Source organism: Rhodococcus sp. ARP2 (assembly GCF_001029585.1).
Classification (GTDB): domain Bacteria; phylum Actinomycetota; class Actinomycetes; order Mycobacteriales; family Mycobacteriaceae; genus Rhodococcus_F; species Rhodococcus_F erythropolis.
On sequence record NZ_LEKE01000003.1, the window covers coordinates 79503 to 98597 of the forward strand.

Sequence of the window (19095 nt, forward strand, 5' to 3'; positions counted from 1 at the left end):
TGTATTCGTCGTCATCAATTGTTACGGTGGCGTTGTATTCGAAGAGGCGGTCAGTGAGGCGCCTCTGCCGAGATCTCTAGGAGAACAACCGCGATGACAGCGTCGACCTCTTTAGTGCCGAATGATCTGTTGCTCCATCCCTCCACTTACGATCGGCCGGAATTCGACGCGACCACGCGGAGACTGCTGGGCGCGACCGTCGACTGGTTCGAGGCGCGTGGAAAGAATCGACTTCTGGCCGACTATCACGACAAGACTTTTTACTCCGACTTCCTCGACTTCGCGGCAAAGGAAGGCCTGTTCGCGACTTTCCTGACCCCCGCCCGCGACAGCGGCGGTGACTCCGACAAGCGCTGGGATACCAGCCGTATCGCCGCGCTGTCCGAGATCCTCGGTTTCTACGGACTCAACTACTGGTACCCGTGGCAGGTGACCATTCTCGGCCTGGGGCCGGTGTGGCAGAGCGACAACGAGACTGCAAGGGCGCGAGCAGCTTCCGCTTTGGCTTCCGGAGGCGTTGCGGCATTCGGATTGTCCGAGAAAGAACATGGCGCCGACGTCTACTCCACCGACATGGTCTTGACGCCGAACGGCAGCGGCGGGTACCTGGCCAGCGGTTCGAAGTACTACATCGGAAATGGCAACTGCGCCAACACGGTCTCTGTCTTCGGTCGTGTCGACGGAGTGGAGGGCGCCGATCAGTACGTCTTCTTCTACGCCGACTCGGACCATCCGGCATTCACCGTGGTGAAGAACATCGTTCCGGCGCAGATGTACGTAGCGGAGTTCTCACTCGCCGACTATCCCGTTGCGGCAGAGGATATCCTGCATACCGGCGAGGAAGCATTCAGTGCCGCACTCAACACCGTGAACATCGGAAAATTCAACCTGTGCTTCGGCGGAATCGGTATGTCGACTCATGCCTTGTACGAGACGATTACCCACGCGCACAATCGAATCCTGTTCGGCAATCCCGTCACGGCGTTCCCACACGTACGACGTGAATTCGTCGACGCGTACGCGCGCCTGCTGGCGATGAGGCTCTTCTCGGATCGTGCGGTGGACTACTTCCGCACCGCATCGCCCGAGGACCGCCGCTACCTCTTGTTCAATCCTGTCACCAAGATGAAGGTGACAACCGAGGCACAGAAGGTGATCGGACTGCTCTCCGACATCGCTGCGGCAAAGGGCTTCGAGAAGGACAGCTACCTCGCGGTGGCCAAGATGGATGTCGACGGGCTGCCCAAGCTCGAGGGGACCGTCGCCGTCAATCTCGCCCTGATCGCCAAGTTCATGCCGGCGTACCTCTTTGCCCCCGAGTCATTTCCGGCGATTCCGACGCGTAACGACGCAGCCGACGACGAGTTCCTGTTCCGTCAGGGCCCGGCACGGGGGTTGTCCAAGGTTCGATTCGACGACTGGCGAGCGGTGTACGCGAAGTTTGCGGATGTTCCCAACGTCGCACTGTTCGTGGAGCAGGCCGAAGCTCTCGTGACCCTCCTTGCCGAAGCTGCACCGGATGCGGCGCAGCAGGTCGACTTGGACTTCGGCCTGGCGATCACCGAACTCTTCACCCTCGTCGTCTACGGCCAGTTGATCCTCGAACAAGCCGAGATCTTGGGATTGGACGAGGGGCAGCGGAGCGATGGGGTGCTGGATCAGATCTTCGACGTCCTGGTCCGCGACTTCAGTGCTGCAGCGGTGGAGTTGTACGGAAAACCCAGCGCCAGTGAAGATCAGCAGCGGTTGGCTCTCGCATCTATTCGGCGCCCCACATTCGCGGCCGAGCGATTCGAGTACGTCTGGCAGCAAGTAGTCGCCTTGTCTGGTGCCTACGAAATGAACTCTGCAGGGTCAACGAACGGGGAGGAATGAAATGTCTGAACTGACGATGAATCGACCGCGTGAGGATTACGGCTTCTTCGGCCCAGGATCACCCAGTTGGAAGATCTGGGCGGCTCCGACAGCATTGATCGGTTTCCAGCGGTCAGTGGTGCTCGAGCACTTCGACCCCTTCCTTGCTGCCGCGGTGGCAGATATGAGCGGGATCTACAGCGATCCCGCCGGGCGACTCGACCGAACCTTGGCGTACTTCCTGACCGTCGCCACTGCCGACGGGCGGACGGCACTGGCGTTGTCCGACCATCTCATGACGGTTCACGCTCAGGCCACGGGTATCGAACCGATCACCGGAACTCGTTACAGTGCAAACAATCCGGCGTCACAACTGTGGATCCACGTGACCGGTTGGCATTCGGTGCTCAAGTGCTACGAGATGTACGGGCCGGGCCCACTCTCCGCCGTCGAAGAGCAGCGGTACTGGGAAGAATGTGTGATCGCTGCCGAACTGCAGACGTGTAAGGCGTCCGACGTTCCGCGCTCGCGAGACGAGGTACGGGAGTACTTCGCTGAAGTCAGGCCCAGATTGTGTACCTCCGAACGTGCCAACCGCGCGATGCACTACTTGCTGAGAACACCAAGAGCACAGGGGAAGACGAAGTTCGCGGCGTTCAGCCGATTGGTCGCGCCGGCCACTATCGCAACATTGCCGGGCTGGATGCGAACCATGGGCGGCTTCGATCAACCCGCTTTGTTGGACAGGGCAATTGCGCCCGCGGTGCGAACTGCGGTCCGGGTCGGCAGTTCACCGAAGAACATGACCACTGCTCTGAAGGTCATCGCGCCGATGACTGGCAAGGTGTTGGAGCACCACCTGCGTGACGAGCAACCCCTCGACCCGAGAGTTGTCACCCCGGCGGAGATTCGGGAGCGATTCCCACGCACCACCAAAGTTCCGCAGGCGGTCTGACGGAAGTCACGGCTTTCGGCACCGCATCGAGATCTGCTCGATGCGGTGCTGGCACGTGTTCTGTTGTGCCTGAGGAGTACTACCTCAGGTTTTGAAGGTGGTGTTCGCCGGTCGCGGGTGCTGTTGCGGGTCGATCGAGGGTGGTGGGATGAACCACGGTTTGTTGTCGACCCCGATGCGGATCATCCACTTCCCGACGAACCCGGCTTTGCGGTGCATCAATCGATGATGCGAACGGCACAGCAGGACAAGGTTGCTCATCACCGTCGGGCCACCGTTAGCCCAGTGCCGGATATGGTGCGCATCCGTCCAGGCCGGTACACATGTGCAGCCGGGGAATGCGCACCCCTTGTCCCGGGCGATCAACGCCACTCGCTGCTCCGCGGTGACCAACCTCTTTCCGGGTCTCGCATCCAACGGAGCCCCGTGACCGTCGAGCAGAACAGTCGAGAGGAAACAATCACACCCGAGGAGCCTGGTCTGCGACACGGACAGTGGTCCGAGCCACGGCATGTGCCCGACATCAAGATCCGACACAGCCACTCCAACACCATCGGGCGAGGATGCGGCGGCGCAGTCCCGATGCTCAGCCAGATCACGGGCGTTGATGTGCACGTTCACGTGCGGGCGTTGGCCGCCGTCGGTGCCGGTTTTGGCGCAGTCCAGATACCGGCGGATCAGTTCGGTGAACCCGTCCGCAGTCCGCTTCGCCGCCGACCTTGAGTCCGGGGTTCCATCGGGTGCCGGGGTGGGCATCGTCAGATTCGACAACGCCGATAGCAGCATTTCACCAGTGAGTGCATCGAAATCGCTGCGCACCACCACCCGACCATTCAACGTCGACGCGATCCGCAATTCATTCCGATCCACATCCTCGGCGGGCGGAATCTCATCCGATTCGAACACTCGCTCCAAGGTCGCGATCACGTTTCGCACCTTCGTCGTTGTCGCCTCCACGCCCGACGCGGCAGCCAACAACAAGTCGATACAGCGAGGGAGCGCTTCCTCCGGCATCCCCTTCGGTGGTGACTCGCAGAACGCCACGATCAACACGGCATGCTCGAACGAGCAGTCCCCGACATCGAACCGGGCCGCCACCGCCGGAAACGGCCGCAGCGCCGCACCCAGGGCGGCGATCTTCTTCCCGTCCCGAACCTGCAGCATCGTGTTTGCCGCCAACCAGCAACCCACCCCGCGGCTCGCAATCACCTGATCATCAGGACGCATCGAGAGTTCGTCCACCACCGCCACCCGAACAGCCTCGAGACGCAGAATCTCCGCACTCGCCGACACCGCAGCCGCACGCAACTCAGAAGCAGACAACCGCCACAGGCGTCCGCGCAACCCCACCGCAGAACCAGACACCACATCCGACAACAGAACACTCATTGAATCCCCCGATCCCCTACACCTAAGAATACTCGAACATGCGTTCGAGTCAAGAGTGTTTTCGAATCCTCGATTCGATCCCGTCAAGGAGGATCTGTAGGCCCTGAGTAAATGACTCTTCGGTTTCTCGTTCGAGATAGAAGTCGCCGCCCGGTACCGGTGGGGCCTCCCGACCCAACTGCATCGTGTGGGGGAAGTCGTCCGCGAAATCCGGTGCAGCATCGGCCAGTGCAGCAGAAGACTCTGCCCACCAATGAGATTCGGAATCTCCGATGGTCGAGGCGCTCCGGATCTCAGCTAGGGTCCGCGCGGACCCCCGGATGAAATGGAAAATCATGCTCACCGATCTGCGGATGGTCGGAGCGTCGAGACCCGTGGAGTAGAGAATGGACAGGAGTGATTCGAGTCCTGCCTGCTCGTGCGGACCCAGGACGGGGCGCGCCAACGAGACATCCAATGTCCACGGATGGCGTGTATGTAGGGCGAAGAGTGCGGCGGCCCAGTCGGACAGTGCCATGCGCCAGTCGCCGGTGTCTGCGATCGGCGGTAGCTCGGCATGCACCCGGTCGTACATCAGGTCCAGTAGTTCGTCCTTTCCCGGTATGTAGGTGTACAGAGACATCGCAGTGCGGCCGAGGTGGTCGCCGATCATGCGCATCGACAACGGTGTCGTGGGGTTGGCGTCGGCGACTTCGATCGCGGCGTCAACGACTGAGTCCGTGGACAGCGCGGGCTTCGGTCCTCGGCGGCCGGAAGGCGTCTCGGGTTGACGCCACAGAAGTGAAATCGTGCGTGCGATATCGCGTCGGCCTGCCTGTTTATTCATCTTGTCGCTTTCGTGGAGTCGCGCTATTCTTAATTACTTTACAGTGTAAAGATTTGGGAGTGGGCATGGTTGAGGCAAGACTTCACGACGGGACAACTATCGATGTCGAGGTTCTCGGACATGGCCCCGCCGTGCTGATGCCCGTGAATCCGATTTCGGCTACCGGCATCAAGGCTGACGAACTGCGCGCCTGGGGCGTTGACCCCTCGCTCGGTCGAACGTTCATGGAAGGGTTGGCGTCGAACTTCACTGTGGTTGCCTTCGACTACGAAGGGCACCGGATGGCGTCGCCCGCTCCGGACACGCTCACTCCCGACAACATCACGTCCGACATTCTGGCTGTGGCGAATTCGGCTGGGATCGACCAGTTCGCCTACTACGGATACTCCTGGCTGGCTCTGTGTGGATTGCAGTTGGCGCTGCGCACCGATCGTCTGACCGCACTGGTCATGGGTGGTTTCCCGCCGGTGGATGGGCCGTACAAGGCGATGCTCCAGGTTACCGAAGCTACACACCGCATGACGAGTGAACCGCCCCAGCGCACATCACAACCCACGGCATCATCAGACGAGTTCGATTGGAACTCCATCGACATTGCGTTGACCGGAGCGCAGACCCGGCAGTTCGTGACGCTGTACCGCGCACTTGGTGAATTCGACGATCGAACAATTCAAGGGCGCATCCTTTGTCCGCGAATGTGTTTCGTCGGTTCGCAAGACGTCATCGAATACGGTGACCGATGGGGTGGGGTACGGGTCGCGCCGGCCGATCTCGACCTCGACGCCGCTCGGTCAGCAGGGTGGGATATCGAGGTACTAGACGGTCTGGATCACACGCAGGCAATGCAACCGGCTCATGTTCTACCCATTCTCAAACCTTGGTTGGAGAAGGTGGTCGGTGTTTGACCGTGCGAGCACACGGGTAACCCGCTCCGGATGCCGTCAGCGTGAGGGGGCCGTGAGTGGACGAGTCACACAAGATCCGTCGACGATCGTTTGTTCAAGGGCTTGGCTTGCTGGCCGGCCTGAGTGCATTGTCCGCTGGATCAGCGACAGCTCGGCCCCCTGACATCGATCCGCTACGCCCATTCCAACTTCCGTCACCCCGGCTGGAACCGTTTCGGGAGACCCTTCCTGTCCTGCCGGGCATTTCGGGTGGCAACCTGGAGCTTCGCGCGGCTTCGTCGATGCACCGTTTCCATCCGGACCTACCGTCGTCGCCGTCGCTGGGTTACGGCGGAATGGATTATCTGGGCCCCACCATCGAAGCTCACGTCGATCAGCTCGTCACAGTCCGATATGCCAATGACATTTCTGCGTATCCGCTTGCCGCGGATGTCGATCCGGGTCTGCACGGCGTCAGCGACCTCGACCGCACACAGGTCCCCACCTCGCTTCACCTGCACGGAGGAGTTACTGCACCACAGTTCGACGGACATCCGGAGTTGATCCAGCGTCCGGGCGAAGGTTTGGTCCACGAATACACGAATGGTCGTGCCGCCGGCAATCTCTGGTACCACGATCACGCCATGGGAATGACGCGCCTCAACGTCTACGCCGGATTGGTCGGGATGTATTTTCTCCGTGACGACGTTGACACGGGCGCCGCCGGGAATTCTCTCGGCCTGCCGACCGGTGAGTTCGAACTCCCGATGATTCTGCAGGACAAGGTATTCACTTCCGACGGTCAGCAGAGTGTCCGTTCCACGTGGCTCACTCCGCAAGGTTCATGGGATCCGGCGACCCCCGGTGACGTTGGCGTGGTGAACGGCGTCGTGTGGCCGAAAGTGGAGGTTGCCCGCGGCCTGTATCGATTGCGACTGCTCAACGCCGCAACCTATTCGGTGTGGAATCTGCATTTCGCAAATCGTATGCGGTTCTGGGTGATCGGGTCCGAAGGCGGTTTACTGGCCGCTCCGGCGCCGACGGATCACGTCCGGTTGAGTCCGGGTGAACGCGCTGATCTGCTGGTCGACTTCAGTATGCTCGAGCCGGGCACAACGGTGGAATTGCGCAACGACGAACCGGTACCCCTTGCGGTGGCTCAACGCGGCACGCAGGTGATGCCGGTGTTCTGTCGGTTCGACGTGGGCAGCGCAAAGGGATTCACCGGCTCGATCCCGCAGCAGCTGAATTCCGTTGCCGCCGAACCGGCGTCCCCGGATGTGGTGCGAAATCTCACGATCATGCAGCTGTCGCGTCCCTCGGACTACCCGTCGATCACTATGTCGCTCAACAATTTGAGGTTCACCGATTCGGATATCGAACTGCCACGTCAGGGAGCCGTCGAGCAATGGAATCTGATCAACATCACCACGGAACCACATCCGATTCATCTGCACCTGGTGGCGTTCCGCGTTGTGGGACGCCAGAGCCTCGACACTGCAGCACTGATGCAGCGGTATCCGGTGCCTGACTTGGGGGTCCGGTGGACGCCGTCGGCGGAGGAATTCGTGACCTCCTCGCTGCGGCCTCCCGAAGTGTGGGAAACGGGGGAGAAGGACACGGTCATCGTGGATGCCAACTCGATCACCCGCGTGATCGTGCGCTTTCCGACGGCCGACGAGTTGGGCTTCGATCCGGATGCAACTTTCGCGAGAGGTTCCATGGCAGATCACTCGGCGCACGGAGAAGCTGGCATGGGGGACTTGCAGGGGTACGTCTGGCACTGCCACATGCTCGATCACGAAGACCACGACATGATGTTGCGATACCGGGTGGTGACGTAGCCTTCAAAGGGAGAAAAGTTCCCAGAGGAGGCAGCTGTGTCGGAAGGTGCGCCCACCGGGCCCCTGGACGGATATCGGGTGATTGAACTCGGAACCTTGATCGCCGGGCCCTTCGCCGGGAAATTGCTCGGCGACATGGGAGCCGACGTGATCAAGATCGAATCACCGGACCGTCCAGACCCGCTTCGTACCTGGGGTCAGGCAGAGCAGGACGGTCATCGATTCTTCTGGACGGTTCACGCCCGCAACAAGCGGTGTGTGACGTTGGACCTTCGCGTCGACGCGGGCCGCGACCTGTTTCTGAATCTGATCGAACATGCCGACGTGGTGGTCGAGAACTTCCGGCCGGGCACCCTCGAGAAGTGGGGTCTGGGATTCGACGTGCTGAGCGCGCGCAATCCGAAGTTGGTGTTGGCCAGGGTATCCGGCTACGGGCAGAGCGGACCGCAAGCCAAGAGTGCCGGCTACGCCTCGGTTGCCGAAGCAGTCAGCGGATTTCGGCATCTGAACGGTTATCCAGGGCAGGCACCCCCGCGTATTGCCCTTTCACTCGGAGATTCTCTCGGTGGGATGTTCGCCGTTCAGGGAGTGCTGGCGGCGTTGCTCTCGCGAGAGCGGACCGGCCGTGGTCAGGTGGTCGACGTTGCCCTCACGGAATCCTGTCTGGCGGTGCAGGAATCCACGATCCCGGATTACGATCGGGGCGGGATCATCCGGCAGCCCTCGGGAACGAGGTTGGAGGGTATCGCGCCGTCCAACATCTACCAGACCTCTGAAGGAAACTGGGTGGTGATCGCGGCCAATCAGGACACGCTCTTCGTGCGTCTGTGCACCATCATGGGTCGACCGGAACTAGCGCAAGACGACCGATTCTCCAATCATGTTGCGCGTGGCAAACATCAGGACGAGCTCGACGAATTGATCAGCGCCTGGGTTGCGCTCCAAGATCCCACCAGTCTGGTGGAACGCCTCACGGAAGTGGGAGTTGTTGCCGGGCCGATCAATACGGTTGAAGATGTGGTCAAGGATCCGCAGCTGATCGAACGGGGGATGCTCGTCGACCACTACGACGAGCGGATCGGGGAAAACGTCCTCGGCCTGGGCGTCGTGCCTACATTCAGTGAGACACCCGGATCCGTTCGCAACGCGGGAGCAGCGTCGCCGGGGTACGACAACGCTTCGGTCTGGGGTGGGCTCCTCGGACTCTCGGGCGACGAGCAGACAGAACTGAAGAAGAAGGGCGTGATCTGACGTGTCGGTACCTGAAGCAGGTGTTCCCGCGGTCAGCATTCGTGAAGTCGGGCCACGGGATGGGTTGCAGATCGAAGACCCGGTCTCGCTGGCGGAGAAACTTCGTCTTGTCGAAGCTCTGGCTGCGACAGGTGTTTCGCGCATCGAGGCGACGTCGTTCGTGTCACCGCGTGCGGTGCCGGCACTGGCCGACGCGGAGTTGTTGGCCGCAGAGTTGCACCAGTGGCCAGGCATCGAGTTCTCGGCATTGGTCGCCGGAATCGGTGGAGCGAAACGGGCCGTTGCTGCAGGAATGAAAACCGTCGAATATGTGGTGTCGGCATCGAATAGCCACAGCGAGGCCAATACTCGGTCGACGACGGAGCAAGCGACCGAACGTATCGGAGAGGTCGTCCGGATCGTCCACGAGGCTGGTGGACGGGTGGAGGTCATCGTGGCCACAGCCTGGGACTGTCCGTTCGACGGTCCAACCGATCCGGACCGTGTTCTGCGGATTGCGGAGCAGGCCAAAGAGTTCGGCGCTGATCAGTTCTCGATCGGGGATACCATCGGCACTGCCACACCGGGACGCGTCGGACGGTTGATCGACGCTGTCGGCGAAAGAGTGGGTGACTTCGGCTTGGGTGTGCACTTCCACAACACGCGTGGCGCTGGTCTTGCCAGTGCGTTGGCGGCTGTGCAGCACGGAGTTCGAAACCTGGATGCGTCCACCGGTGGCCTGGGCGGTTGCCCGTTTGCTCCTGGTGCCAGTGGCAATATCGCGACTGAGGAACTGGTCTACATGCTCGAAGACATGGGCATTGCGACAGGTATCGACCTGGATGCGAGCATTCGTGCCGCTGCCGTTGCAGAGGAGATAGTGGGCCATACGGTTCCCAGTAATCTTCTCCGCGCCGGCGATCGGAAGCGATAGGGACCTTTACTCTTCTCGGTTGGGTGATGCCAGCTGCAGTTTGACCAGCTGCTCGTGTGCCGCCGGCGGCCAACCGATGCGCTGTTTCTCCAGATACCATGCACCGGCGGCACATGCGATCGCGAGGACGATCCAGATCGCTACGCTTCCGATCTGAGAGCCCAGGTCGCTCGATGAGGATACTTCGCCCGTGCTGTAGTCGTATTCCGTTGTCGTGGTGATTCCCTCGACTGCGAAGGTCCACAGAATCGGAAGGGCACACAGTGCGGCAAGGGCGCGTGCAACATGTGCTGGACGCAGTTCGAAGATCATTCATTTCTCCTGGTGATCGACGCGGTGAATCTCACTCTCCTCGAAAGCTATTCGGGATCGACGGCGCTGTCTGTAGTCGGATCGACGGACATGGACGAGGCGCCGAGTTCCCTCTGATCTCCCTGCCGTAACAGCTGCATTCCGTTGTGATCGAACTCGATTCGTCGAACGTCTTCAGTGTCGACCAGCATCGTGGCCATTGCGGTGCGCCGAGGTGGAAGGATCCGAATGGTCACTTTGCCTCGCGTGATCGCGGTGAGTTCCCGGACGATGCTCGCGTGGATTCGGTCGCGCACGGCGGGGTCAGCACCATCCATTCCGTGGTCGTCGAGCAGGACTACCTCGACGCCGCGGTTTCGGGTGGCATGCACAGCATCGATGACATCTGTCTGTTGTAAGCCAGGCGCCCTCAGCGAATCTCGGAGTTGCGCCTCGAGGAGTTCGCATTCTTGCCGCTCGGCGGTTGTCAGCGGAATCCCGGAAGCGACCCGTTCGAGGAGTGGGCGCGCAAGTAGATCGAGCCTGTCGAGTTGCGCGTCGCGTTCCTCGAGAATCGCAGCGCTAGCGGATGCGGAGGCAATTCGTTGGGTGGACTGCTCCCGAAGTTCGTAGATAACCCTGGCTTGAGGACGGATGGTGTACGCGAAGAAGGTCGACATCAGAACAGGGCCCGCGTTGATGACCGTCAACGACACTCCGTACATGGCCCCCTGGCCGGTAGTGGAGGACCAGATGGCGGTCACCAACACCATGAGCCCAAGCCCGAGCCACGCGAGTGCTGTACGCCCACGAACGCACATGAAGGTGAAAACGGCCGTAGACATCCCGAACATCCACAATTGAGTCATGTCGTTGACGGGCACTGGAACCACTGACAACACAAGGCCACTCGTGACGGCGCCAGTCAGAGACACCAGAACGCTCTGCCCCAGCGGCATCGGGTCGCCTCGGCTCAGAACGAGTGTAAAAGCCGCAGTTGAGCACACGATAATTGCCAAGACCATCGGCCAGACTGCGCGGACGTCGGAGGAGGTGTACGCGACCGAGATCACGCAGGTGAGCGCGAAGCATGCAGCCATGAATCGAGCAGCACGGCTGTGCATACCGAGGAGATCGCGGACATCTCGTCCGTCCGGTCTGGTCATGTCATCACCGCTGCGGGCAAGCTCAGGGTCAGAGTCACCGAAGTGCCGCGGCCGGGTGACGATCGAATGGTTGCCGATCCGCCGTCGAGTTGGCGCATTCTGCCGCGGATGCTGACAGTGATTCCGAGGCGATGCGTCTCGACGGAGCTCGGATCGAAGCCGACGCCGTCGTCCGCGACGACTACTTCGAGGTGGGTGGTGGTTGCCGTGACCGTGACCGAACGCCGTGCACTGCTTCCGGCGTGCTTGACGCTGTTGCGCAGCGCCTCGGCCATCGCACCGGCCATCGCACGAATCGAGTCGGGCGCGTATCCGCTCGGATCGGACCCGACTGAGAGGGCGGTCTCGAACGTGATGTTTTCGTCTACTTCCGAAGCGGCTGAACGCAACTGAGCGAGGATTCCGTCGAAGTCGAAACTCGTCTCGTGATCGGTTCCGGAGCGGAGTTCGTCAAGCCTCTCGACAGTCCTTCGTGCCTGAGCGATGACCGAGGGATCGGCATCGTTTCTCGAAGCAGCGAGCAGGGTGGACATCACGGTGTCGTGGATGAGTGCGTCGAATCTCTCGCGTTCGACGGACTTGGCCTCGGCCGCTGCGGCGCCTGCCGCAGCGGCATGAGTGGTGGCAATAGTTGCATCCAGCACGCGACCGGTGCGCAAGGCCATGACGGCCGCTGCGACGAATACCGCGCAAAATGTCCAGGCGAAGGCGAGGTCGGGAACAAGCAGGTGCGTCGTGGGACTCGTCCGGATTATGTGATTGGTCAACTGTGCGAGTGTTGCCGCCACGAAAAGGTGCACGACGGCAGCGGCCGGTCGCCAAGCCGCAGCTGCCGCAAGGCTGGCGACGCCGGGGAAATTGGAAATCCACAAGGTGAAATCCGTGACGTGCTCACCATTCCAGGCCGGCCACCACAGGAGGATGACCACGACGTAGAGGAGCGCATTTGCACTCGCGGCTCGTTTCACCCACCGGGTGTCTGCGTGAAACGTCGATGCTCCCAATACCAGTCCACTACCGAAAGTTGCGACCACTGCCAGCGGGGTCCACCAAGACGCGGACATCGCAGTGGCTTCGGCAATGGCAGGGGCGAGCAATATCAGATAACAGACATAGCCTGCGCCGATGAAACGGCCGAAGAGCCTGAGAATTTCGTCCGAAGCAGTGGCTGTTTTGTCGAAAGCAACTTTGTCGATCAGAGTTCGTCGATCGTCACTATCTGATCTTGTATCGCTCGCACGAGTAGTTCGCATTTCGTCGGTGCGTTCCTTCCAACGTCGGCATACTTCTCGCGAATCCGGGACAGGTGGGTTCCCACCGTTCCCACGCTTATGTAGAGGTTTTGAGCGACGCGTGATTTCGAATCACTCAGTAGCCATTCCCTGAGAACCTCGACTTCGCGCTCCGAAAGGTGCGGTCCGACAGGGTCTTGTGTCATGCAGTTTTCCACAGTGACGGTCATGAGTTTCGTCTTTCTTTCGTCTAGCGGAATGACAGACTCCCCGACAGCGCCGTCTTCTTACCAGGTGAATGTAAGTCGAAGTTGGCCATTTTTCCCAGACATCAATTCCTCTGCCCATATTTCCAGGGGCAGCCTCAGCGAAATCAATCGTTACCGAACTTTTTCATTACTGAAGGTCATTGTTAGTCAAGGTCAGATTTCTACCGAGATTCCTGCGTTCCGGAATCGGTAACACCCCGTCCTCGACCGCGCGTTTGTACAGATCTGTCTTTGTGGGGGCCGGCCGTCCGGCAGCCGCATATTTCTGCCTGATGCGTTGGAGGTAATCGTTGACCGTCTGCGGCGCCAAACCGGTGAGTCGCGCAACGCGATCTGCCTTCTCTCCGGATGCGTAAAGTTCGAGGACCTCGAGTTGTCGAGGGCTCAGACCCACCTCGTCGAGACCTGGATCCCCGTCGATTGCGGCAGCCCACTCTGTCGTCACCACCTGCCTTCCCGACGCGGCGGCGCGTATTGCATCAATCACGACGGCAGTCGGTTCGGACTTGCGCACGACGCCCAGCACACCGGCACGGGCAGCCGAGCGAACGAGGAACGGGTTTTCCGCCCCGGTGAAGATCAATGTCTCGAGCCCCGCGGCCCGCAGTTCCTCGACGTTGCTCTTGGGCGATGAACCGTCGGCCAGTCGGAGGTCGAGAATTGCCAGATCCAAGCTGACGTGCTGAGCGAGCATCTCGGACACAGTGGTCGCGATGCACACCAACTCGATATCCGGCTCGTCCTTCAGCATCACGGACAAGCCGATAGCCACCGACTCGTGGTCTTCCACCAGTCCGACACGGCGGTGTGGAAATGCAGTTTGCTCTGGCATAGCGATTGTTTCCCTCCGCTCGATGCGAGGACGTTATCAGGCAGAGCTGACTGATCGGTATGTTACGTATCAAGATTTGAAGTCAGCCTGGACTGTTTTACGTTTCGGCTCTACAGTTGTCTGGTGACCGAGACCACTTCCGATGCGAAAGTAAGCCGTACGCAGGCCGAACGAACTGCCGCGATGCGTGGGCGCCTGCTCGACGCCGCCGTCGAATCGCTTGTCGAACTGGGCTACGCCCGGACCAGCACCCAGGAGATCGCCCGTCGCGCAGGCGTCTCGCGAGGTACGCAACTGCATCATTTTCCGACCAAGGAATCGCTGGTCGTTGCCGCCGTCGAGTATCTGGTCGACAAGCGACTGGAAGAAATCCTCACCGCTGAAGTGGATCGCGGCCGAGGTCTCGAGGTCCTGGCGGACGCGTTCTCCGGGCCGCTGTTCTACGCTGCGCTCGAATTGTGGGTCGCGGCGCGAACCGATCCTGTTCTGCATGCGGCGACGGTGCCCCTCGAACGCAAGGTCAGTGAGGCACTCGAGTTCGGTAGCGCCGAGTTGTTCGGCGATCGATTCGATTCCGAGTCGGTCGAACTCACCATCGAACTCGTCCGCGGTCTTGCAGTCTCAGCCCTTTTCCGTACACCCGAAGCCGACGACGCGCTCAGAGCGCGACTGTTGCCGGCCTGGCAATCCCGAGTGGAGAAGAAGTGAAGCTTCCCGAACATGTCGAAACGCTGATCGTCGGTGCCGGATTCGCCGGTATGGGCTTGGCAGCCAGAATGCTTCGCGACAATCGCGCGGCGGACGTCGTGTTGATCGAGCGCGGAGCTGATATCGGCGGCACTTGGCGCGACAACACCTACCCAGGTTGTGCCTGTGACGTGCCGACGGCGCTGTACTCGTATTCTTTTGCGCCGAGCGCCGATTGGAGTCATACCTTCGCTCGTCAGCCCGAGATCTACGACTATCTGAAGAAGGTGGCGGCAGACACCGGCATCGTGGATCGCGTAGTCCTGAACTGCGAACTCGAAGCTGCTGTGTGGGACGAGGATGCGGCGCTGTGGCGTGTCCGGACATCCCTGGGGTCGTTGACAGCCAAAGCGCTGGTCGCTGCGACCGGGGCGTTGTCGACACCCAAGATCCCGGATTTTCCCGGTCTCGACCAATTCTCCGGTACCACTTTCCATTCGGCGACGTGGAACCACGAACACGAACTGCGTGGTGAGCGCGTAGCCGTGATCGGAACGGGAGCGTCGGCGGTTCAGTTCGTTCCCGAAATTGCCGACCCTGCTGCCCATGTCACCGTGTTCCAGAGAACTCCGGCCTGGGTGATTCCGCGAATGGATCGCACCCTGCCTGCGGCGCAGAAGGCCGTCTACTCGCGGATTCCCGCTACGCAGAAAGTTGTTCGCGGAGCGGTTTACGGTTTTCGCGAGTTGCTCGGTGCCGCGATGTCACATGCGACGTGGGTCCTGCCGGCCTTCGAGGCGGCCGCGCGCCTCCATCTGCGCAGACAGGTGAAAGATCCGGAGTTGCGCCGGAAACTGACTCCCGATTTCACGATCGGTTGCAAGCGCATGCTTCTGTCCAACGACTGGTTGCGCACCCTCGACCGCGCGGACGTGAGCCTGGTCGACAGCGGGCTCGTCTCGGTCACCGAGGGCGGGGTGGTCGACGGGCACGGAGTCGAGCACAAGGTCGACACCATCATCTTCGCCACGGGGTTCACGCCGACGGAACCGCCTGTGGCGCATCTGATCACCGGAAAACGTGGCGAAACGCTGGCCGCGCATTGGAACGGTAGCCCCAATGCCTACAAGGGCACTGCGGTCAGCGGGTTCCCGAATCTGTTCCTCATGTACGGTCCGAACACCAACCTCGGACACAGTTCGATCGTGTACATGCTCGAGTCCCAGGCCGAGTACGTCAACGACGCGTTGAACACCATGAAACGTGAGCGACTGGACGCTCTTGATGTCAACGAGTCGGTACAGGTGCACTACAACAAGGGAATTCAGCACGAGTTGCAGCACACGGTGTGGAACAAGGGCGGATGCTCGAGTTGGTACATCGATCCGGAGGGGCGCAACTCGGTGCAGTGGCCGACGTTCACATTCAAATTCCGTTCGCTGCTGGAGCATTTCGATCGTGAGAACTACTCCGCTCGCAAGATCGAAAGCGTCCAGGCATGACCACGACGCACTACGACGTGGTGGTAATCGGATCGGGATTCGGTGGCAGTGTCGCCGCTCTTCGCCTGACGGAGAGGGGCTACCGTGTCGGGGTGCTCGAAGCCGGTCGACGGTTTGCCGACGACGAGTTGCCCGAAACCAGTTGGCGGATGCGAAAGTACCTGTGGGCGCCGTGGATCGGATGTTATGGGGTTCAGCGTATCCACCTTCTTCCGGACGTACTCGTGATGGCGGGAGCCGGCGTCGGGGGCGGATCGTTGAACTACGCCAACACGTTGTATCAGCCACCCAAGCGGTTCTTCGAAGACCGTCAGTGGGCGCACATCACGGACTGGCACGACGAACTGGCGCCGTACTACGACCAGGCCAAACGGATGTTGGGTGTTCGCACCAATCCGTCCTTCACTCCGGCCGATGCGGTGATGAAAGACGTAGCCGAAGAGATGGGCGTGGGGGAGACCTTCACGTCCACCCCCGTCGGTGTTTTCTTCGGGGAGGCAGGAGTTTCCGTGCCGGACCCGTTCTTCGGCGGAAAAGGGCCCGAACGCACCGGCTGCACCGAATGCGGGGGATGCATGACCGGGTGCCGAGTCGGGGCGAAGAACACGCTGGTCAAGAACTACCTCCATCTCGCCGAGCAAGCGGGCGCCAGGGTTCATCCGCTCACGACCGTCACCGACCTTCAGCCGAGCGCAAGCGGTGGTTATCACCTGCTCGCGAGGCGAACGGACGGCGTCCGTCGGCGAGAAGTTCGGTTCACCGCCGATCAGGTGGTGGTAGCCGCCGGAACCTATGGAACGGCGAGACTGCTGCTCGGGATGAAGGAATCCGGTGCCCTGCCTGACCTGTCGGACACTCTCGGCACCGTAGTACGTACCAATTCCGAAGCCGTACTGGCCGCAACGTCGAAGTCGCGTCGACGGAACTTCACGCAGGGCGTAGCGATCACATCGTCCTTTCATCCGGATGATCACACGCACATCGAGCCGGTGCGATACGGCAAGGGCAGCAATGCAATAGGACTTCTGCAGACCGTCCTGAGTGACGGCGGCGGGCGAACTCCCCGGGTGCTGAAGACTCTGGCGGTCGCGGCACGGCACCCAGGTGCGTTCTTCCGGTCCTTGTCGGTACGGAACTGGTCCGAGCGAACCGTCATCGCGCTGGTGATGCAGACCGACGACAACTCCCTCGAGCTTTCCAAGAACACCAAACGATTCGGGCGTTCCCTCACCAGTAGGCCGGGACCGGGTGATCCACCTCCCCAGTGGATTCCGCAGGGCCATACAGCTATTCGCAAGGTCGCCGAGAAGATCGACGGCGACCCGGGCGGTTCCATCGCCGAGATCGTGAATATCCCGATGACGGCGCACTTTCTGGGTGGCTGCGCAATCGGTGACAGCGCGGCGAGTGGCGTCGTGGATCCGTATCTCCGTGCTTACGGACATGCCGGCCTGCACGTCATGGACGGTTCGGTGGTGAGCGCGAATCTCGGCGTGAATCCTTCCCTGACCATCACTGCGCAGGCGGAACGAGCGTGCGCGATGTGGCCGAACAAAGGTGCCGCAGACGCCCGCCCGAAGACCGGCGAACCATACGTACGTATCGATCCGACGTTGCCGTCCAACCCGGTGGTGCCGACGCATGCACCAGGTGCTTTGCGGCTTCCCCTGACCGTTCGAGCTGAGAAGGTGTCCGATGTGGAGCGTGCCTGAATCGACAAGTGACCGCGTCGACTGGCCGGTGAGCGATCCGCCGCCGTGGCCTGCTTCCGTTCGCGCAACACTGTGGTGGCACCGCAGTACGCCGGCGGCGCGGGAACTCGGGCCCGACGATCGAACGATTCCGGTGACGGTGGCCATGATGGTGGACTACCTCGATTCGCCGGTCGGCCCGTATCGCGAGATCCTCGCCAGTCCGGTCTTGCATGCGCCAGGGAAACGGATCGGGCCTATGCCGCGGATGGCGGTCCCTTTCATCGCGGTGGATTCGGAACCGTCGGTGCACGGCGGGCGAGTCCACTGGCAACTACCCAAGGTCCTGGCCGAGTTCGACGGAGACGTGCAGCAGAAATTCACTGCAACCGGCGACGGATGGCGGGTGCGTTCGGACACGCGGATGCTCGGGCCGCGTCTGCCGATTGCCGGGGCGTTGGGATTTGCGCAGCCAGAATCCGGTGGAGGTCTGGCGATCGCGTCGGCCAGGCTGACGGGGTCGTTCCGATATGCGCGCGTGAGCGTCGAGGCAGAGGGGCCGACACTGCCGAACTGGTTGGCATCGGGCACTCATCACGGCGCCGTGATTCTGGGCGGAAAAATGACTACGGGAGCAGCCAGGCACCGATAGCAGGGGGTTGACCTGCGAAAGAACGAGCAAGGCCGCCCGTCAGTGATTGGGCGGCCTTGCTCGTGTTGTGTAAAAAGTTAGGTGTCGACGTCCCACAGGCGCCTCTCGGCGGGTGGTCGCTCGCAGCGACAAAAGGGGTGGGGCCCGGGGCTTGTTCGGACGCCGACAGGGTGTTCAACGGTGGTCGCCCCGCATTTGTTCCCGTCCCGGGTATGTGACGCCGGTCTCGATTCAACTTAGGCAATCCTTTTCTTGACTAATTCCAGAAAAGCGGCATACTGGGAAACATGCGAGACGGAGAGCATGACTTCGACCCCCGAGCGCAACTTCGCGCCGTCGGGTTGAGGATCACTGCTCCGCGCCTCGCCGTGCTGGATGCGGTTACAGCCCAACCGCATTCAGACGCCGATTCTGTTGCAGCACTCGTGCGGCAGCAGCTCGGATCGGTATCCACACAGGCCGTTTACGACGTGCTCAAGGCATGCGTGAACGCAGGATTGCTGCGACGCATCGAGCCGGCGGGTTCACCCGCACGGTTCGAGACGAGAACTGGTGACAACCACCATCACCTCGTCTGTCGCGGCTGCGGCAAGGTCGTCGACGTCGATTGTGTTGTCGGCCAAGCTCCCTGCCTCGAACCTTCCGATAATCACGGCTTCGAAATCGACGAAGCCGAGGTCGTGTTCTGGGGCCGTTGCGAAGATTGCCTGAAGAATTCTGCCGAATCCGACACCGCGTCGGACACGGTCTCGCAGAATCGAATTGATGCGTCCAGAACCTCCGAGCCGGCCCCTTCGCATGCAGCCCATGCGTTCGGCTCGGATGCAGCCCCGCTCCTCTGACGCCCAGCCCACAAC

Annotated in this window: 18 protein-coding genes; 11 read left to right on the forward strand and 7 right to left on the reverse strand. The window is 61.2% G+C overall.

Annotation, left to right across the window (positions count from 1 at the left end; all coding sequences use genetic code 11):
* Window positions 1-93: 93 nt before the first annotated feature.
* Window positions 94-1875 (forward strand): acyl-CoA dehydrogenase, encoded by a 1782-nt coding sequence (locus ABX74_RS01640; protein ID WP_047888086.1) that lies wholly within the window; start codon window positions 94-96, stop codon window positions 1873-1875.
* Between the two features lies 1 nt (window position 1876).
* Window positions 1877-2809, forward strand: coding sequence for an oxygenase MpaB family protein (locus tag ABX74_RS01645; protein ID WP_080910579.1), 933 nt, complete (start codon window positions 1877-1879; stop codon window positions 2807-2809).
* An 84-nt stretch (window positions 2810-2893) separates the two neighbouring features.
* On the opposite strand, the gene ABX74_RS01650 is transcribed toward ABX74_RS01645, so the two are convergent.
* Together ABX74_RS01650 and ABX74_RS01655 are read right to left on the reverse strand one after the other, a co-directional pair.
* Window positions 2894-4198: an HNH endonuclease signature motif containing protein gene (locus ABX74_RS01650; RefSeq protein WP_047888087.1), complete on the reverse strand. Its 1305-nt coding sequence runs from the start codon at window positions 4196-4198 to the stop codon at window positions 2894-2896.
* Window positions 4199-4247: 49 nt separating this feature from the next.
* A complete protein-coding gene (locus tag ABX74_RS01655; RefSeq protein ID WP_047888088.1) occupies window positions 4248-5024 on the reverse strand; it encodes a TetR/AcrR family transcriptional regulator in 777 nt (258 codons plus the stop codon).
* A 65-nt stretch (window positions 5025-5089) separates the two neighbouring features.
* Between ABX74_RS01655 and ABX74_RS01660 the strand changes: the two genes are divergently transcribed.
* From ABX74_RS01660 to ABX74_RS01675, 4 genes are read left to right on the forward strand one after another with little or no spacing between them, the layout of a single operon-like run.
* The gene (locus ABX74_RS01660; RefSeq protein ID WP_020968234.1) at window positions 5090-5929 is read left to right on the forward strand and encodes an alpha/beta fold hydrolase; all 840 of its coding nucleotides are present in this window, start codon (window positions 5090-5092) and stop codon (window positions 5927-5929) included.
* Window positions 5930-5985: 56 nt separating this feature from the next.
* The gene (locus tag ABX74_RS01665; RefSeq protein ID WP_020905930.1) at window positions 5986-7752 is read left to right on the forward strand and encodes a multicopper oxidase family protein; all 1767 of its coding nucleotides are present in this window, start codon (window positions 5986-5988) and stop codon (window positions 7750-7752) included.
* 36 nt (window positions 7753-7788) lie between these two features.
* Complete coding sequence (locus ABX74_RS01670; RefSeq protein WP_019746577.1) at window positions 7789-9003, forward strand: CaiB/BaiF CoA transferase family protein; 1215 nt, start codon at window positions 7789-7791, stop codon at window positions 9001-9003.
* Window position 9004: 1 nt separating this feature from the next.
* Complete coding sequence (locus ABX74_RS01675) at window positions 9005-9916, forward strand: hydroxymethylglutaryl-CoA lyase (protein ID WP_047888089.1); 912 nt, start codon at window positions 9005-9007, stop codon at window positions 9914-9916.
* 6 nt (window positions 9917-9922) lie between these two features.
* Here ABX74_RS01675 and ABX74_RS01680 read toward each other — a convergent pair whose 3' ends face one another.
* The 5 genes from ABX74_RS01680 to ABX74_RS01695 all read right to left on the reverse strand — a co-directional run bounded on the left by ABX74_RS01680 (window position 9923) and on the right by ABX74_RS01695 (window position 13706).
* A complete protein-coding gene (locus tag ABX74_RS01680; RefSeq protein WP_019746579.1) occupies window positions 9923-10228 on the reverse strand; it encodes a hypothetical protein in 306 nt (101 codons plus the stop codon).
* Window positions 10229-10275: 47 nt separating this feature from the next.
* Window positions 10276-11373 (reverse strand): hypothetical protein, encoded by a 1098-nt coding sequence (locus ABX74_RS01685; protein ID WP_047888090.1) that lies wholly within the window; start codon window positions 11371-11373, stop codon window positions 10276-10278.
* Window positions 11370-12626 (reverse strand): sensor histidine kinase, encoded by a 1257-nt coding sequence (locus ABX74_RS01690; protein WP_223257798.1) that lies wholly within the window; start codon window positions 12624-12626, stop codon window positions 11370-11372. The genes ABX74_RS01685 and ABX74_RS01690 overlap by 4 nt, the downstream gene beginning before the upstream one ends.
* Window positions 12569-12835 carry a response regulator transcription factor gene (locus ABX74_RS29775; protein ID WP_020905934.1) on the reverse strand — a complete coding sequence of 89 codons (267 nt, stop codon included), beginning with the start codon at window positions 12833-12835 and terminating at the stop codon, window positions 12569-12571. The genes ABX74_RS01690 and ABX74_RS29775 overlap by 58 nt, the downstream gene beginning before the upstream one ends.
* Before the next feature lie 166 nt (window positions 12836-13001).
* Window positions 13002-13706, reverse strand: a complete 705-nt coding sequence (locus tag ABX74_RS01695; RefSeq protein WP_047888091.1) for a LuxR C-terminal-related transcriptional regulator — start codon at window positions 13704-13706, stop codon at window positions 13002-13004.
* Window positions 13707-13889: 183 nt separating this feature from the next.
* On the opposite strand from ABX74_RS01695, the gene ABX74_RS01700 reads away from it, so the two are divergent.
* The 5 genes from ABX74_RS01700 to ABX74_RS01720 all read left to right on the forward strand — a co-directional run bounded on the left by ABX74_RS01700 (window position 13890) and on the right by ABX74_RS01720 (window position 19080).
* Window positions 13890-14414 (forward strand): TetR/AcrR family transcriptional regulator, encoded by a 525-nt coding sequence (locus ABX74_RS01700; RefSeq protein WP_020968240.1) that lies wholly within the window; start codon window positions 13890-13892, stop codon window positions 14412-14414.
* Entirely contained in the window at window positions 14411-15895 is a 1485-nt protein-coding gene (locus ABX74_RS01705) for a flavin-containing monooxygenase (RefSeq protein ID WP_047888092.1), read from the forward strand. Before ABX74_RS01700 ends, ABX74_RS01705 begins: the two co-directional genes overlap by 4 nt.
* Complete coding sequence (locus ABX74_RS01710) at window positions 15892-17607, forward strand: GMC oxidoreductase (protein ID WP_047888093.1); 1716 nt, start codon at window positions 15892-15894, stop codon at window positions 17605-17607. Before ABX74_RS01705 ends, ABX74_RS01710 begins: the two co-directional genes overlap by 4 nt.
* Window positions 17591-18238 carry a hypothetical protein gene (locus ABX74_RS01715; RefSeq protein WP_047888094.1) on the forward strand — a complete coding sequence of 216 codons (648 nt, stop codon included), beginning with the start codon at window positions 17591-17593 and terminating at the stop codon, window positions 18236-18238. Before ABX74_RS01710 ends, ABX74_RS01715 begins: the two co-directional genes overlap by 17 nt.
* 287 nt (window positions 18239-18525) lie before the next feature.
* The gene (locus ABX74_RS01720) at window positions 18526-19080 is read left to right on the forward strand and encodes a Fur family transcriptional regulator (protein ID WP_019746588.1); all 555 of its coding nucleotides are present in this window, start codon (window positions 18526-18528) and stop codon (window positions 19078-19080) included.
* Window positions 19081-19095 lie beyond the last annotated feature (15 nt).

Bases quoted from the DNA above. Each gene is read 5' to 3' on its own strand.
- ABX74_RS01690 (WP_223257798.1), bottom strand. From the start codon at position 12,626: ATGCGAACTACTCGTGCGAGCGATACAAGATCAGATAGTGACGATCGA.
- ABX74_RS01685 (WP_047888090.1), bottom strand. From the start codon at position 11,373: ATGACCAGACCGGACGGACGAGATGTCCGCGATCTCCTCGGTATGCAC.
- ABX74_RS01700 (WP_020968240.1), top strand. From the start codon at position 13,890: ATGCGTGGGCGCCTGCTCGACGCCGCCGTCGAATCGCTTGTCGAACTG.
- ABX74_RS29775 (WP_020905934.1), bottom strand. From the start codon at position 12,835: ATGACCGTCACTGTGGAAAACTGCATGACACAAGACCCTGTCGGACCG.
- ABX74_RS01720 (WP_019746588.1), top strand. From the start codon at position 18,526: ATGCGAGACGGAGAGCATGACTTCGACCCCCGAGCGCAACTTCGCGCC.
- ABX74_RS01660 (WP_020968234.1), top strand. From the start codon at position 5,090: ATGGTTGAGGCAAGACTTCACGACGGGACAACTATCGATGTCGAGGTT.
- ABX74_RS01650 (WP_047888087.1), bottom strand. From the start codon at position 4,198: ATGAGTGTTCTGTTGTCGGATGTGGTGTCTGGTTCTGCGGTGGGGTTG.
- ABX74_RS01640 (WP_047888086.1), top strand. From the start codon at position 94: ATGACAGCGTCGACCTCTTTAGTGCCGAATGATCTGTTGCTCCATCCC.
- ABX74_RS01655 (WP_047888088.1), bottom strand. From the start codon at position 5,024: ATGAATAAACAGGCAGGCCGACGCGATATCGCACGCACGATTTCACTT.
- ABX74_RS01715 (WP_047888094.1), top strand. From the start codon at position 17,591: ATGTGGAGCGTGCCTGAATCGACAAGTGACCGCGTCGACTGGCCGGTG.
- ABX74_RS01680 (WP_019746579.1), bottom strand. From the start codon at position 10,228: ATGATCTTCGAACTGCGTCCAGCACATGTTGCACGCGCCCTTGCCGCA.
- ABX74_RS01645 (WP_080910579.1), top strand. From the start codon at position 1,877: ATGTCTGAACTGACGATGAATCGACCGCGTGAGGATTACGGCTTCTTC.
- ABX74_RS01695 (WP_047888091.1), bottom strand. From the start codon at position 13,706: ATGCCAGAGCAAACTGCATTTCCACACCGCCGTGTCGGACTGGTGGAA.
- ABX74_RS01710 (WP_047888093.1), top strand. From the start codon at position 15,892: ATGACCACGACGCACTACGACGTGGTGGTAATCGGATCGGGATTCGGT.